Source organism: Chitinophaga pendula (assembly GCF_020386615.1).
Classification (GTDB): Bacteria; Bacteroidota; Bacteroidia; order Chitinophagales; family Chitinophagaceae; genus Chitinophaga; species Chitinophaga pendula.
The window spans coordinates 6,436,652-6,451,648 of sequence record NZ_CP077769.1 but is presented as its reverse complement, the minus strand read 5'-3'; the positions used below and the strand labels follow the sequence as shown (position 1 = coordinate 6,451,648).

The 14,997-nt window shown below is 49.0% G+C and carries 16 protein-coding genes; 7 read left to right on the top strand and 9 right to left on the bottom strand.

From position 1 onward, the window contains the following. Positions 1-7 precede the first annotated feature (7 nt). Together KTO58_RS24150 and KTO58_RS24145 are read left to right on the top strand one after the other, a co-directional pair. On the top strand, positions 8-1,291 hold the full coding sequence (locus KTO58_RS24150; protein WP_095841411.1) for a M16 family metallopeptidase: 1,284 nt from the start codon (positions 8-10) through the stop codon (positions 1,289-1,291). Between the two features lie 151 nt (positions 1,292-1,442). Further along, on the top strand, positions 1,443-1,850 hold the full coding sequence (locus tag KTO58_RS24145; protein ID WP_095836944.1) for a lysozyme inhibitor LprI family protein: 408 nt from the start codon (positions 1,443-1,445) through the stop codon (positions 1,848-1,850). A gap of 33 nt (positions 1,851-1,883) precedes the next feature. On the opposite strand, the gene KTO58_RS24140 is transcribed toward KTO58_RS24145, so the two are convergent. From KTO58_RS24140 to KTO58_RS24130, 3 genes are all read right to left on the bottom strand, one after another. Then, on the bottom strand, positions 1,884-2,780 hold the full coding sequence (locus KTO58_RS24140; RefSeq protein ID WP_095836945.1) for a YitT family protein: 897 nt from the start codon (positions 2,778-2,780) through the stop codon (positions 1,884-1,886). A 24-nt stretch (positions 2,781-2,804) separates the two neighbouring features. Beyond that, entirely contained in the window at positions 2,805-3,947 is a 1,143-nt protein-coding gene (locus tag KTO58_RS24135; protein ID WP_095841412.1) for a formimidoylglutamase, read from the bottom strand. Positions 3,948-4,117: 170 nt separating this feature from the next. Beyond that, the gene (locus KTO58_RS24130; RefSeq protein WP_095836946.1) at positions 4,118-4,366 is read right to left on the bottom strand and encodes a hypothetical protein; all 249 of its coding nucleotides are present in this window, start codon (positions 4,364-4,366) and stop codon (positions 4,118-4,120) included. Between the two features lie 358 nt (positions 4,367-4,724). Here KTO58_RS24130 and KTO58_RS24125 point away from each other — a divergent pair, with 358 nt between their 5' ends. Further along, positions 4,725-5,849 carry a glycosyltransferase gene (locus KTO58_RS24125; protein ID WP_095836947.1) on the top strand — a complete coding sequence of 375 codons (1,125 nt, stop codon included), beginning with the start codon at positions 4,725-4,727 and terminating at the stop codon, positions 5,847-5,849. 16 nt (positions 5,850-5,865) lie between these two features. On the opposite strand, the gene KTO58_RS24120 is transcribed toward KTO58_RS24125, so the two are convergent. Continuing rightward, positions 5,866-6,216 carry an arsenate reductase family protein gene (locus KTO58_RS24120; protein ID WP_095836948.1) on the bottom strand — a complete coding sequence of 117 codons (351 nt, stop codon included), beginning with the start codon at positions 6,214-6,216 and terminating at the stop codon, positions 5,866-5,868. 144 nt (positions 6,217-6,360) lie between these two features. Between KTO58_RS24120 and polA the strand changes: the two genes are divergently transcribed. The 3 genes from polA to KTO58_RS24105 all read left to right on the top strand — a co-directional run bounded on the left by polA (position 6,361) and on the right by KTO58_RS24105 (position 11,134). Beyond that, the gene (gene polA / locus KTO58_RS24115; RefSeq protein ID WP_095836949.1) at positions 6,361-9,183 is read left to right on the top strand and encodes a DNA polymerase I; all 2,823 of its coding nucleotides are present in this window, start codon (positions 6,361-6,363) and stop codon (positions 9,181-9,183) included. A gap of 177 nt (positions 9,184-9,360) precedes the next feature. Further along, on the top strand, positions 9,361-9,900 hold the full coding sequence (locus KTO58_RS24110) for a GNAT family N-acetyltransferase (protein ID WP_095836950.1): 540 nt from the start codon (positions 9,361-9,363) through the stop codon (positions 9,898-9,900). Between the two features lie 85 nt (positions 9,901-9,985). Then, positions 9,986-11,134 (top strand): C1 family peptidase, encoded by a 1,149-nt coding sequence (locus KTO58_RS24105; RefSeq protein ID WP_095836951.1) that lies wholly within the window; start codon positions 9,986-9,988, stop codon positions 11,132-11,134. Between the two features lie 70 nt (positions 11,135-11,204). Here the strand turns inward: KTO58_RS24105 and KTO58_RS24100 are convergent, their stop codons facing one another. Genes KTO58_RS24100 through KTO58_RS24090 form a run of 3 tightly spaced genes read right to left on the bottom strand, consistent with a single transcriptional unit; the run spans position 11,205 to position 12,973 of the window. Further along, the gene (locus tag KTO58_RS24100; protein WP_157752764.1) at positions 11,205-11,930 is read right to left on the bottom strand and encodes a 3-keto-5-aminohexanoate cleavage protein; all 726 of its coding nucleotides are present in this window, start codon (positions 11,928-11,930) and stop codon (positions 11,205-11,207) included. A 56-nt stretch (positions 11,931-11,986) separates the two neighbouring features. Further along, a complete protein-coding gene (locus KTO58_RS24095) occupies positions 11,987-12,334 on the bottom strand; it encodes a hypothetical protein (protein ID WP_095836953.1) in 348 nt (115 codons plus the stop codon). Between the two features lie 21 nt (positions 12,335-12,355). Then, positions 12,356-12,973, bottom strand: a complete 618-nt coding sequence (locus KTO58_RS24090) for an L-threonylcarbamoyladenylate synthase (RefSeq protein WP_095836954.1) — start codon at positions 12,971-12,973, stop codon at positions 12,356-12,358. A 126-nt stretch (positions 12,974-13,099) separates the two neighbouring features. Here KTO58_RS24090 and mtgA point away from each other — a divergent pair, with 126 nt between their 5' ends. Next, a complete protein-coding gene (mtgA, locus tag KTO58_RS24085) occupies positions 13,100-13,813 on the top strand; it encodes a monofunctional biosynthetic peptidoglycan transglycosylase (protein ID WP_095836955.1) in 714 nt (237 codons plus the stop codon). Here the strand turns inward: mtgA and KTO58_RS24080 are convergent. Beyond that, positions 13,800-14,333, bottom strand: coding sequence for an AAA family ATPase (locus KTO58_RS24080; RefSeq protein WP_095836956.1), 534 nt, complete (start codon positions 14,331-14,333; stop codon positions 13,800-13,802). The two genes, mtgA and KTO58_RS24080, sit on opposite strands and share 14 nt — an antisense overlap. A 34-nt stretch (positions 14,334-14,367) precedes the next feature. Then, entirely contained in the window at positions 14,368-14,979 is a 612-nt protein-coding gene (gene pnuC / locus KTO58_RS24075) for a nicotinamide riboside transporter PnuC (protein WP_225859898.1), read from the bottom strand. Positions 14,980-14,997: the final 18 nt, after the last annotated feature.

Sequence of the window (14,997 nt, the reverse complement as noted above, 5' to 3'; positions counted from 1 at the left end):
AGCCGTAATGATCAACAGAAAAGTTCCGCCCGCTATAAAAGACGCCGTATCTTTTGATATTAACCTGAAACCATACGAGCAATTCACACTGGATAACGGTATACCCGTATACGTAGTCCGCTCTGAAGAGCAGGATACCCTGCAACTGGAGCTGATATTTCCCGCAGGCACCTGGTACGAATCACAAAGCATGGAAGCTACCGCTACCAACTTCCTGATGAAAAATGGTACCAGTAAACAATCCGCCCTTGAGATAAACGAACGTATCGACTACTACGGTGCCTATCTCAATCGCAACTGCTACCATGAGAATGCAACATATACCCTGCATTGCCTCACCAAACATACCCATGCCCTACTCCCTGTACTACAGGAGGTGATCATGGACCCGGCGTTCTCCGAAGAAGAACTGGCCACCTACAAGCAGAACTCAAAACAAAGACTGGCCGTAAACATGCAGAAATGCGACTTTATAGCCAACCGTCAAATCGATAAATATCTTTTCGGCGAATTCCATCCCTACGGCCGCGTAAGCAGCATGATGGGCTTTGACGCACTGCAGCCCGAAACCCTCCGCGGTTTCTATAAGAAACACTATACCTACAATAACTGCCGCATCTTCCTCGCCGGTAAATTACCGGATAATATCATCCCGCTGCTCAACGAGTATTTCGGTACGACCCCCTGGAACGGGGAGTCCGGTATACTCCGACTGGACCTGCCAGTACAGTCCGCAGAAGAGAAAAAGTTCCGCATCTTCAACGATGAAAATGGTGTACAGGGCGCCGTACGCGTAGCCCGCCATTTTCCCAATCGCTATCATCCCGACTTCCCGAAAATGCTGGTGCTCAATACCATCTTCGGCGGTTACTTCGGTTCCCGCCTGATGAGCAACATCCGCGAAGACAAAGGCTATACCTACGGTATCTACTCCCAGGTATACAACTTCCGCCAGACCAGCGCCATCAACATCCAGACAGAAGCTGGCCGCGATGTTTGCGAAGCTACCATCGAAGAGATCTACAAAGAACTACGCACCCTCCAGGAAGAACCCATTCCGGAAGAAGAACTCAGCTTGGTCCGCAACTATATGATCGGCTCCATGCTAAGCGATATGGATGGCGCCTTCCAGCTCATACAACGTTGGAAAAACCTGATCCTGAACGACCTGGATGAAAGCTACTTCTATAACAATATTAAGGTGATCAAAACCATTACTGCCGAAGAATTACAACACCTCGCGCAGCAATACTTCACACCAGCCGACTTCTACGAACTGGTGGTGATCTGATGACCCACTGTCACTAAAACGGCCCTTTAATACCGCCCCTGAAGACGCTATTAAAGGGCCGTTCAATATTATGCATGTATTATATCCCTCCGCGCCGGCTATATGATATAATACTTATTATATATATATTTGTAACCATCGTTTTTCACCTATGCGACTTCTTTTGCTCTCCGCACTGTTTTTGACAATAGCAGCTACCACCTCCGCACAGACACGGTATACCGCTGCCGTCGACTCTTTGGATATCCGCTATCAGCAATGCATGGCCAAAGGCCAGGATATGTATAGCTGCGCCATCGAATACTATCAGCAACTAGACAGCATGTTACAGGCCGTATATGAGGAACTGTACGAACGCCTCGGTGCAGACAGACAGACGGTTCTCAAAACAGATCAAGACGCGTGGATACAACAACGCGACCGCTATTTTAAAACGATCGACACCAAAGCAGCCAAAAGCCTCTTCGGCCTCGACGATCAAACCATCGCCGCAGATAATAAAGCTGCTTACATAAAAGATAGGGTAGTAGCGCTCCTGAAAGAAGCAGAATTGAATTGATACGCGGGGGTGTGGATAGGGTTGCCGTAACGTTTAGCCGTGTGTAGCCCTCCGTTTGATCATTCCGCCCTTGGTGTCGTTGATATTGTGCTGCACGATAAAGGCCTTCTCGTCGATCTTTTCGATCTCGTCGATGATCTTGTGTACCTCCAGGCGGGTAACCACTGTGTAGACGATATCGATCTCATTGTCGCTTTGCTGACCGCGTTTACCATATCCGCTCTTCCCTTTGAACACCGTAACGCCCTTGCGTAATTTCAGTGTCAGCGTCTTACGTATCAGCTCACTCTCCGCAGATATAATGGTCAATGCAATGTACTCTTCAAAACCCTGTATGATGAAATCCACTGTCTTTGAAGCAGACAGATAGGTAAGCATCGCGTACAATGCCGTTTCAATGTTGATCAGGATCGCTGCTACGCTGAAGATGACCACGTTAAAGTACATGATCACTTCTCCCATGGAAAGCACCGTTTTCCGGTTGATATAAAGCGCCAGCACTTCCGTACCATCCAGCACAGCGCCACCTCGCACGGACATACCAATGCCTGCTCCGAGGAAGAAACCGCCAAATATGGCAATCAGCAGCTTGTCGCTGGTGATCGTTGGTATTTCGATAAACACCAGGCTGGCAGCCAGCCCGACGATTGCCGCCAGTGCTTTCAGCGTAAAAGTGATAGAGAGCTGACGGTAAGCCAGCAGTATAAAAGGGATGTTGATAAGGATCAGCAATACGGAGATCGACCAGCCCGTCAGACGGCTCACCAGCAGTGAAATACCCGTTACCCCACCATCCAGGAATCCGTTGGGCAGCAAAAAACCTTTTAATCCCAATGCTGCCAGCAGCACGCCTAGCGAGATGAGGACGAAGTCCTGCGTATTTTGTATAAGATTTAATCGGGCAATCCGCGACTTACGCGCTAAAGACATAGATACATTGTTTGCTGAAAATAATTATTGTCTTTCCTGATGCCGTAGCCAACGCTCCGGTATCTCATTGTTGCTGGCCAGCAGATAATCATTGTAAGCGCAGGGAACAAACTCTTTACCGGGCAATTGCATCCACCAGCGTCCTGTCTTTTTACTCTTCAGGAATACGGTATCGATATCTGCAAACGCGATATGGAATTCCCAGAACGCATCCCGTTCTTCCAGTGTCGCTTCTTTACCTCGTACGGCGCGGCCATCTACAAAGTACCACAGCATCTGCGCGATCTGTTTGGCTGTCAGTTGCTCGTGATCCCGTTCCGGACGGTAACCATAGATCCCATAGGAGCTAAGCTGGCTGCTCATTCCTGCATATTTGGAGAGCGCGCAGGCTTCTTCTCCGGTAAATCCGTTAGGCGAAAGGGTAGAGGCCGGCGCATCCGTATGCCGCATCACATTGATATCAAGGCTAAACAGGTCTGTATTGCGCAGTACCGGTTCGGCCTCTTCAATATTCTCCCGGATCTTGCCCAGCCGGTAACAGTCGAAGCGTAGTTTATCCAGTGTCTCCAACATCCTCGGATGTACGAAGTAACTCTGGAATCCCAGGTGGTTATAATGCCTGATATAGTTCGGTTGTTCTGTAAGCATATCCATCAGGAAACTCTCGGCCTTGGATGCTGATTCTTCCTGCAGATCAATTAGTGCATCTGCCATTGTCATTTCTACAATGTAATGATGCGCTGCATAGGCTTTATACTGTGCGTATGTCAGATCATGTGAGCCCCCCAATATAATGATGGTCTTATTTGCATTCAACAATTCGCCCAGTACAGTCTTCAGGGCGGCATAGCTATCTGCGAGCGTATCGCCGGCCTGCAGGTTACCTACGTCGGCTATACGAATTTCTCTATGCCAGTAAAATAAACGGTAGAATTCTTTGCGTATCACATCCGCACCGCTGCCATTTTTTTTTCCGCCGACGCCATATCCACGTTCTTCGGGAGCCCCCAGCAATACGATTGCTGCGGCATCCAGGTCAGGGATATGATGCGGTTCATAGAGATCAGTTACACCACCGATCTGGTATTCATCATACTCTCGATCATCATTCAGGGTGGCTTTGGAAACGGGTTGCAAAAAGGCTTGGAGGAGCGTAAAGTCTGCCATGACAACTTGCTGTTTATTTGCGGGCAAACCTACAACAAGAATTTTATAAATATGCTGAAAGGGGGGGATATGTTTTTGTATCTCAATTATATAGGGTGTATGTAGCTGCTACATACACGAAATACATATCTGCAGGAGGGAGTAAGATAATGATAAAAAATGGGCTAAGATCAGTTCTTATGGATCACAAACTCGAATGCCTTGTCACTCTTGCGGGCAAATGCTTTTTCCAACAGTGACCGTTTACTGCTGATCTTACATTTGTTACAATCTGCTACTTCTATTACGGCACACAGATAATCCATAGTCTCAACAAGCGTTAACATGTCGCTGATCTGTTTTACTGCTACTTGTATCTGCTGCTCGTTGTATCTGTCTTCATGTAGCAAGATCAATAAATCTCTCTCTACCGGTTTCATGAAAAAAAGTTTGATGTTACCTGTAATTATTTTTACCCGGGTTAGGTATAAGTGCGGGTTATGAAGGTATTTGCTCTGTCTTTAGGCTAAAAGAGATTGTGTATTCAACATCAAATCGGATCAATGCATGCGTTTTTTGTTCATCGTGGGGCAACCGCAATCGTTCTTTTTAAACACACTGCAACCCTGCCACGTCAAGCTTCCGCAAATTAAAAAGATCATCAGCCATTTAATTCTTTTCATATTGTAGTATACTAGTCTTCAAATAATCTCCAGTCCGGTCGTTTTGAGAGTTTACCTTTTCTTAACAATGCACATTTCTAAATTAAGCTAAATTCGCAAAAAAAATTAATTTTATTTGTCCACACGGCTTTCCGCGAAAAAAATTCTTGTCGTTCCTCTAGACTGGGGACTCGGCCATGCGACACGCGATATCCCGCTTATCCATGAACTATTAAACGCTGGTTGCGAAGTTTTTATTGCAGCGGAAGGAAAGCATGCCGCCCTGCTGCAACAAGAGTTCCCCCAGATCACCATTCTCCCGCTACAAGGTTATCGCATTCAATACGCTCAGAAAGGTATTTTCTTTGGCTGGAAGATCATCCAGCAGATCCCACAGATCATCAAAGCCGTTAAGAATGAGCAACAATGGTTGCAAAAGACGGTCAAAGAGTATGGCATAGATGCCGTGATCTCTGACAATCGTTTCGGCCTCTACCATAAAGACATCCCTACCGTTTTCATCTCCCACCAGTTGCTTATCAAGACTCCTTTCGGCAACCCTGTGGAAGCATTGCTGCAACAACTCAACTACCGATATATCCGCCGATACAGCGCCTGCTGGATACCCGACTTCGCGGGCGACAACAACCTGTCCGGCATCCTCGCCCACCCGGCAAAATTGCCTCCGCATACCACTTACCTGGGCTGCCTCAGCCGTTTTGTTCCGCGAGAAGGCGTTGCAAAAAAATATGATCTCCTGGTACTCATCTCAGGTCCCGAACCACAACGTACGAACCTGGAAACCATGGTAATCAGTCAGATAAAAGACCTGGATATCAGTGCGCTCATCGTAAGTGGCAAACCGGGCGAACAACAGCATATACAGCTGACGCCCAAAGTCTTACAGGTGAACCACCTCGATGCCAAAGCCCTCAACGAAGCGATGCTCGCTTCCGATATGGTGCTCAGCCGCTCGGGTTATACCACCCTGATGGACCTCGCCAAACTGGATAAAAAAGCCATTCTCATCCCTACCCCCGGTCAATCCGAACAGGAATACCTGGGCAAACACCTCATGCAGAAAGGCTACTTCTATAATGTTTCCCAGACCGGCTTCCATCTCCAGCAAACACTGGAAGCCGTGAAGACATTCCCGTTCCGCTCGTTCCAGCATGAAGGTGATATGGAGCAATATAAGGCCGTTGTAAGACAGTTCGTTGCGCAACTGCACCCACCTGTCGGCGACGCCGTTACCGCCTGAAAAACGCACCAAAAGCCTATTTAACGGCTTTCAGCGCTTCTACGGTCTTCTTATCATTTCCGATAAAAATCTTTCCGTCTGCGATCGCCACCGGCCGCTTCAGAAACGAATACTCCTGTAAGATCAGGTCCCGGTAATCCTTTTCACTCAACGTCTTCTCATGCAATCCCATCGGACGGTATTTCTGCGACCGGCGGCTAAATAATACCTCATAACTTCCCGACAGCTGATGCATCTCCTCCAGCTGCGTTGCAGTGATCGGCTGCGTCTTGATGTCCTGCAACTCAAATCCTTTTTCTTTCGCATCCACTTCTGCAATGATCCGCTGACAGGTATTGCAGGTCGATAAATGATATATTTTCTTCATAATCCTGAATATGTTTCAGCCTCAAAGTTCCAGCACCTAGTTATAAATTCCAAACGATCCATCTTCCCCCCATCCCCCGAAAACACGATAGCAAACTAAAAACTATCCCCTATTTTTGCCCAAACTCATGTAAGGAATATCGGCATGCAAAAAAAACTATTTTTACTGGATGCAATGGCATTGATTTATCGTGCCTACTATGCATTGATAAGGAATCCCCGGCTTACCACCACCGGTCGTAATACCAACGCCCAGTTTGGTTTTACCACCACTTTACTGGATCTTATCAACAAAGAGAAACCTACCCACATGGCAGTGGCGTTCGATACGCATGCCCCCACAGAAAGACATACTTCATTCGTTGACTATAAAGCCAACCGGGAAGACGCTCCCGAAGACCTGCTCGATGCTTTGCCTGATATCAAACGCATCATCGAAGGCTTCAACATCCCTGTTGTAGAATTAGATGGCTATGAAGCAGATGACGTGATCGGCACCCTCGCCTGGCAGGCCGCCGCCAGCGGATATACCGTATTCATGGTCACCCCTGATAAAGACTACGGACAGCTGGTAAAAGACAATGTATTCATCTGGAAGCCCCCCTATATGGGCTCTAAAGAGGAAGTCCTCGGTCCCAAGGAGGTATGTGAAAAATGGCAGATCAAAGATGTCCACCAGGTGATCGATATCCTTGGCCTTATGGGCGATGCGGTAGACAACATCCCGGGTATCGCCGGGGTAGGAGAAAAGACCGCCATGAAACTACTGGCACAATATGGCTCCCTGGAAAACATACTGGCCAATGCAGATAACATCGGCGGTAAAATGGGCGAAAAGATCAAAGCCGGCCATGAAAATGCCGTCCTGTCCAAACAACTGGCGACTATCATCACTAATGTGCCAGTGACCTTCCATGAAGAAGATTTCTGCCTCAAAGAACCCAACAAGGAAAAACTGACAGAGATCTTCACCGAACTCGAATTTAAGTCGCTGGGCAAACGTGTACTGGGTGATAATTTCGGAGGTCAAGCCGATACTGCCGCAAAAGGCCGCGCACAACAAACGGACCTTTTCGGCAACACAGTAGATACGCCTGCCTCTGCTACGGTAGCCCCCGCTGCTGAAGAAGAGGGCCTGAATGTTCTCATGGCCGATAAAAATATCGACAATACGCCGCACAACTACCAGCTCATCGATTCCCCGGAGAAACGAAAAGCATTACTGACCCTGCTGCAGCAATACGACGAAGTATCCTTCGATACCGAAACTACCGGTACCGATGCCAATGCGGTGGAGATCGTCGGCATGAGCTTCTCCGTTATAAAAGGAGAGGGCTATTATATCCCCATGCCGCCCGACTGGGAAGCTGCCAGGGCTATCCTCGAAGAGTTCAGACCTCTTTTCGAAAACGAAAAGATCATGTTCATCGGCCAGAACATCAAGTATGATATGATCGTACTCAAGTGGTATGGCCTTGAAATACCGGGCAGAGTATTCGACACCATGCTCGCACATTATCTCATCGAACCCGAAGGCCGCCGCAGCATGGATATGCTGAGCGCCCAATACCTGCAATATGCCCCCGTTTCCATAGAAACGCTAATCGGCAAAAAAGGCAAAGGCCAGGGTACTATGCGCGATGTAGAGATCGAAAAGATCAAAGACTACGCGGCTGAAGATGCAGATATTACCTTGCAGCTGAAGGAAAAGTTCGAGCCGATGTTGCCGCAGAAGGCGGTAGAGAAAGTATTCTACGAAGTGGAAAATCCGCTGGTACAGGTACTCACTCATATGGAATATGAAGGCATCCGTATCGATACGCAGACACTGTCCGACTATTCCCGCGAGCTGGATACCGAGATCCGTCGTGCAGAAGAAAGTGTGTATGAACAGGCTGGTGTACGTTTTAAGTTAGCGTCCCCCAAACAATTGGGTGAGGTGCTGTTCGAAAAATTACAGCTGGACCCTAAAGCCAAAAAAACACGTACCGGGCAATATGCTACCGGTGAAGATGTACTCCAGAAGCTGGCCAACAAACACAAGATCGTCGATGACATCCTGATATTCCGGGAACTGAGCAAGCTGAAATCTACCTATGTAGATGCCTTACCGCTCATGATCAATCCACGTACCAACAGGGTGCATACTTCCTATAATCAGGCCGTGGCGGTGACGGGCCGGCTCAGCTCCAACAACCCGAACCTCCAGAACATTCCTATCCGCACCGATAGAGGTAGAGAGGTACGTAAGGCTTTCGTGCCGCGTAGTGAGGAATTTACCTTACTCTCCGCCGACTATTCCCAGATAGAGTTACGTATCATCGCCGCCATCAGTGAAGATGCCGGGATGAGCAGCGCTTTCCGGGATGGCGTAGATATCCATACCGCTACTGCAGCCAAAGTGTATGGCATAGACATCGCCGACGTCACCTCCGATATGCGCCGTAACGCCAAAAGCGTCAACTTCGGTATCATATACGGTGTGAGTGCTTTTGGCCTCTCTGAAAACCTGGGCATCGCCAGGGGAGAAGCCAAAACGCTGATCGACAACTACTTCACACAGTATCCGGCTATCCGTGACTATATGGACAACCAAATACAGTCGGCACAGAAGAAGGGTTATGTCGAGACCCTCCTGGGACGTAAACGCTGGCTGAAAGATATCAACTCTTCCAATGCAGTCGTTCGCGGTTATGCCGAACGAAATGCCATCAACATGCCGATACAAGGTACTGCAGCCGACATGATCAAACTGGCGATGATCGCTGTACACAAAACCTTTAAAGCACACAACCTGCGCAGCCGTATGATCCTACAGGTACATGATGAATTGGTATTCGATGCACATGTCGACGAAGTAGAGATCATCAAACCGTTGATACGTGATGCCATGAAGAACGCACTTCCCCTGTCTGTACCTGTGGAAGTGGAGATCGGGACCGGTAAAAACTGGCTCGAAGCACACTAATCCCTTACTCACCATCACCAGCCGGCAACGGAATAGTATCCGCTCATCATACTGTTATCCCGCTGCCGGCTGGCAAAAATATCCGTTTAAAAAACCGCTGCATTTAAGACGTGAACAATTAATTCTTACCCTCTTACCGTACTTGTTTTTCCCATTTTCCTTTACTAGATTTCGCTCATGATTTTAACATCACACCTGCAACTTTTACCGTGCTCCCTGCAATATTTTGAGGCATTACTGCACGGAAATAATGTGTTAGGTGACCTGCTCGGCATTGATATTCCCGAGCACTGGACAGACTACCCCGAAATGGTACTGGTGGCGTACGACAAACTTCGCAACGACCCCGCTATATTGGGCTGGTTCTTCTACCTGGTCATACACCGCAAACACCAACGCCTCATCGGCGCCGGCGGCTTCAAAGGCAAGCCTGACCATTCCGGCACCGTAGAAATAGGCTATGAAATATCCCAGGACTACCGCGACCTGGGTCTCGGTACAGAACTTGCCTTCGGCCTTATCAGGTTCGCATTCGGCCATTCTTATGTGAAAAGGGTCATCGCTCACACAGAAAAAGAATACAATGCCTCTGTAAAGATCCTTCAGAAAGCAGGCATGCACTTCGCCGGCGAAGTGCCCGATAAAGAGAACGACTCCCTCTGGTTATGGGAGATCAACAGAGAACAATACGAAGCAATATTGCCAACAGAACAGTGAACCGTCTATCACATTACAACATCACCTGCATTGCTGCGACATTCTTTTCCCCTATTTTTGAACCCTTAAAAATCATACACAGCTTATGAGCAAATGGATACTAGGCGCTGCCGCCCTATTCTGCAGTACCGCAACCCTGGCACAAACTGCCACCAACAAAGAGGGTAGCAAATACCAATTTACTGTTATCAAAGACATCGAAGCCTACGACGTACAAAACCAGGGCCGTACCGGTACCTGCTGGTCGTTCTCCGGCCTCTCTTTCTTCGAATCAGAACTCATGCGCATGGGCAAAGGCAAAGGCCTTAACCTCAGCGAAATGTTTGTTGTAAACAAAATGTACCCGCTGAAAGCTGCCAATTATGTACGTATGCATGGAAAAGCCAACTTCGGCGAAGGTGGCGGCTTCCCCGACGACCTGCTTTGCCTCCGCGAATACGGCCTCGTCCCCCAGGATGTATACGACGGCAACCGTCAGAAGATGTATAACAACGGTGAAATGAACAACCTCCTCGAAGGCTTGCTCAAAACCATCGGCAACACAGAAGGTACTATCAACCCTAACTGGCAGAAAGCATTCAAAGGAGTACTTAACGCCTATATGGGCGAAACCCCGGAGAAATTCGAATACAAAGGCAAATCATATACCCCCCAGTCCTTCGCTAAAGAACTGGGCCTCCATGCCGACGACTACGTGATCGTGACCTCTTTCACCCACCACCCTTACTACAGCCAGTTCGTACTGGAAGTACCAGACAACTGGAACTGGGAAAAAGTATACAACGTTCCGCTCAATGAACTCGTTAACATCGCCGAATCTGCTGTGACCAATGGCTATAGCATCGCCTGGGCCAGCGATGTAAGCGAAAAAGGCTTCAACTTCAGAGATGGCCTCGCCATCGTCCCCGATCAGGACTGGGCTGACCTCACACCGGATGCCCGCAAAAAGCTGTTCGAAGAACCGGGTAAAGAAAAAACCATCACGCCTGAAGTAAGACAACAAGCCTTCGATAACTACGAAACACAGGACGACCACGGTATGCATATCGTAGGCCTCGTAAAAGATCAGCAAGGCACCAAATACTTTAAGGTAAAGAACTCATGGGGCACTGAAAACCCTTGCGGTGGCTATTTCTACGCTTCCGTTCCTTTCTTCGCCTACAAAACCACTAATATCATGCTGCACAAAAAAGCGATCCCCGCCGATATCGCTAAAAAGTTAGGCATCAAATAATTCAACTTCTTTAAAAGCGCAGGCCCTTCCGATCGGAAGGGCCTGCGCTTTTTTATACTTAATGTAATAGCTACCGGTGCTTTCGCTGCGCAATTGCTATCCCCTGGCTCACCATCTCCGCATTACTCCCCAATATCCCTCCCGGCAGATACAAGGTGTCTTCCAGACCGATCCGGCTCTGGTAGCCCTTCGCATACGCCAGCTCCAATAATGGCCAGCTGGTATGATCTACCCCGTGTAACAACACCACCTGCCCCGTTTCCGGCAGGGGAAGCAATAACTCCTCCAGGGCAGTCACCAACGCTAATGCAGCAGGTAACTCCGCTGCCGGAGGCTCCAGCAGTATCCGGAAACATTGCGACAACAACCCACTCCTAATCAACTGTTTTGCCGCATAAACACTGTTGATACCGGCTTCTATACCTATTCCTTTTTGCAACACTGCATGTGCTACTGCCTCATGGCCATCCTCGTCAAAGTTCACCGATACAAAGTCCGGCAACACCTCCCAGGCTGCTATGCATGCCAGCCGCTCTGTTACATCCGGTACGATCCACGCGCCGGTACTGATACCCACCGGTACTCCCGGAACAGCCTGACGGATCGCTTCCAGCTGCCCCCCGACATCCGGCGCCGACAACGTCTCCTCACCCAGGCGGTCCCGTATATGTACATGTACAGAACAGGCCCCTGCCGTCACCGCAGCAGCTGCGTCGGCAGCAATCGCCTGTACCCCTGCGGGCAAATAGACGCTATCGCCGATATGCCGGCTACCATTCATAGCAACTTGCAACATACACTTGATTTTAGATCGTTCGATGAAGAAAAGGTACACAAAGTACAGGCCAGTACCTACCGTTTGCCTTCCTGCTGCTGCGCATGATCGTAGCTGCCTAACCTGAACTTGATAGGCAGGCCCGTACGCTGCTCCAGCTTCCATTCCCGCTTGCAGAAAAAACCAAAATGCTGGTTGTAATAGTCGGTGGCCCCCACCGGGGTCGCCAGCAGGTAAACAGGTGCCGCAGCCGCGACAGGAGACAACAACACCTTGGAAGCTGGCATTACAGCCGGCAGATATCCTTGCACCGCATGAGGGGGCAGCAGTGGTATAGTGGTCTTACCCTGCGCTGGCAGGGTCGTATGTAACATCAGCAATGCGCCGGTGGCGAACATGCTGGTCAAAAGCGGTTTTCCTTTCATACATATACCCGTTTTAACAGGTCAGGAGATCGATTCCCAATCACCGAGTCCTTCGCGGATCAACTCCGGCTCCGGACCGGTACAGTCTACTATCGTAGAAAAACGCATCCCTCCCATACCACCATCCACCACGATATCGACGATCTTGCCGAACTTCTCATGGATGATCTCCGGATCAGTATACTCCTCCACATAGTCCTCTATCGGCAACGATGTGCTCATCACCGGATTACCCAGCTCCTTTACGATCGTACGGCAGATATTATTATCCGGTACACGGATACCCACCGTATCCTTTTTGGTCTTTAATAACTTCGGCACCTGGCGGCTCGCCGGCAGGATAAAAGTATATGGCCCCGGCAACGCCTTCTTCAATATCCTGAATACCGGCGTATCCACACTCTTGGCATAGTCAGATAAATGACTGAGGTCGTAGCAGATAAAGGAGAACTGTGCTTTTTTGGGGTCGATCTGTTTAATCCGGCAAATACGCTCTATCGCCTTATGCTGGGTTATATCACACCCCATACCATATACCGTATCGGTAGGGTAGATGATCACACCGCCGTCTTTCAAACATTCTATGATCGTCTTCAGATGACGGGGATTCGGGTTGTCAGGATGTACCTGTAGAATCATACTACAAACCTACAACATTTTTAACTTTGCGCTTTTTACAGGCAGTCTGTCACATTCGACGGTCCGGAAACAGACGGGCTTAATAAATTATTCCTAACTTTCCGGCCGATTTTGCTAAACCTACGTATGAATTTAAAAGGCATTGTCCCAAGGACCTGGAGAAAACTCAAGCGCTTACTATTAATACTGTTCATCGCACACTTTGCTTATATCATCGTGCTCCGTTGGGTCAATCCGCCTGTTACCATCACCATGATCGCCAGCTGGGTCAGCTTATGGGGTTCCGGCAAATCCCTGCATAAATCCTGGGTCAGCTATCCCAATATCTCCCAGTATAGCAAACTCGCCGTGATCGCCAGTGAAGACCAACTGTTCCCCGATCACGATGGCTTCGACTTCAAGTCCATCGAAAAGGCCATGAAACATAATCAGAACAGTAAGAAGATTCGCGGCGCCAGCACCATCAGCCAGCAGGTGGCCAAAAATGTTTTCCTCTGGCAGGGTAGGAGCTATATACGTAAAGGTCTGGAAGCGTACTTCACTTTTATGATAGAGAAGATCTGGGGCAAACAACGTATCCTGGAAGTATATCTGAATGTAGCAGAAATGGGAGAGGGAATCTTTGGTATAGAAGCCGCTGCACAGAACTATTACGGCAAGGATGCCGCCAGTCTTAACAGGGAAGAAGCTGCCATGATCGCTGCCTGTCTCCCTAATCCCACTAAATACACGGTCAATCCTCCTGCCCGTATCACTAGTTGGCGCCAGCGGCGTATACTCACGCAGATGCGCAACATTGCCGGCGATCCCGATATTTCCGCCCTGGTTACCGGGAAGTAGTGCCTGATAATAAAGTCGTCACCGCAGCGATGGCCGTCTGTAAGCGCGTCTCATAGTCCCCACGGATGTCTATCATCGTCACTCCGCTGTTGATGGCAATATCCCGGTAGATACGGTAAAAGTATTCCCGCATCTGTGGGTCCGGGTACTCCCGCTGCGGATCATCTTCCCAGGGAATATCAATGTAGGTCAGCAGGTAAAGATCATACTGCCGGCTGGCAATATGCTGTAATATCCGGGGGTCACAGGTGCCATATTTTTGCTCGCTCCACACCTTGATCACATACAGGTCGGTATCACAGATCAGTACATCCCGGGCTTCGGTGGCCAGCCTGTCTTCCAGCGCCAGCTGCCCCTCCGCCATCACTAGCAGGTCCGGCTGCTCATAAGCACGGGGCAATTCCTCCAGGTACTGCCGGGCATATTCAGGCACCCACCGCGTATTAAAATGTGCCGCCAGCTGCTGACTAAGTGTACTCTTTCCGGTCGATTCCGGCCCTAAAACAACGATCCTATACATGTGCATTTCCTGATTGATACAACGAAGCGGCCGCTCAAACACTCACCCGACGCTCCAGTTGCTTCTTCCAGCTAAAGTAGCCCATTACCGCGACAATAAACAGAAAGATCGTCAGTAAAGCCGTAGGCACCAGGTGCTTGTGAAAAAGTAACGGTATCGCTACCAGGTTGGAGATATTCAGCAGTATCCAGTTCTCTATCTTCCGCCTCGCCAGCAACCACATACCACTACATGCAGTAGCCGATACAAATGCATCGATCACCGGTACATCCGAGTTGGAGAAATTCGCCAGCAACACATAAAACAGTCCCCAGCCTATTACAGCGATCGCGATGGTCACCACCCAATCCCGTTGTCCGGCCTTGCTGATATGCACGTCCGTCTGGTCTTTTTTCCTTGCCCAATGGTACCAGCCATATACACTCATGATAAAGTAGTACACGTTCAACGTCGCCTCCGCATACAAACGGAATTGCTCCCGCGAAAGGAGATAAGCATAGATGCCCGTGCTCACCAGGCCGGTAGGGTACAGCCAGATACTGTTCTGCTTACTGCATACTACGCTGATAGCGCCGAATACTGCAGCAATTATCTCCAGCCAGCTCATCTGGTGTACCCCGGTCAGCAGATCCTGGTATAGATCCATAAAAGATATTTATTTAAA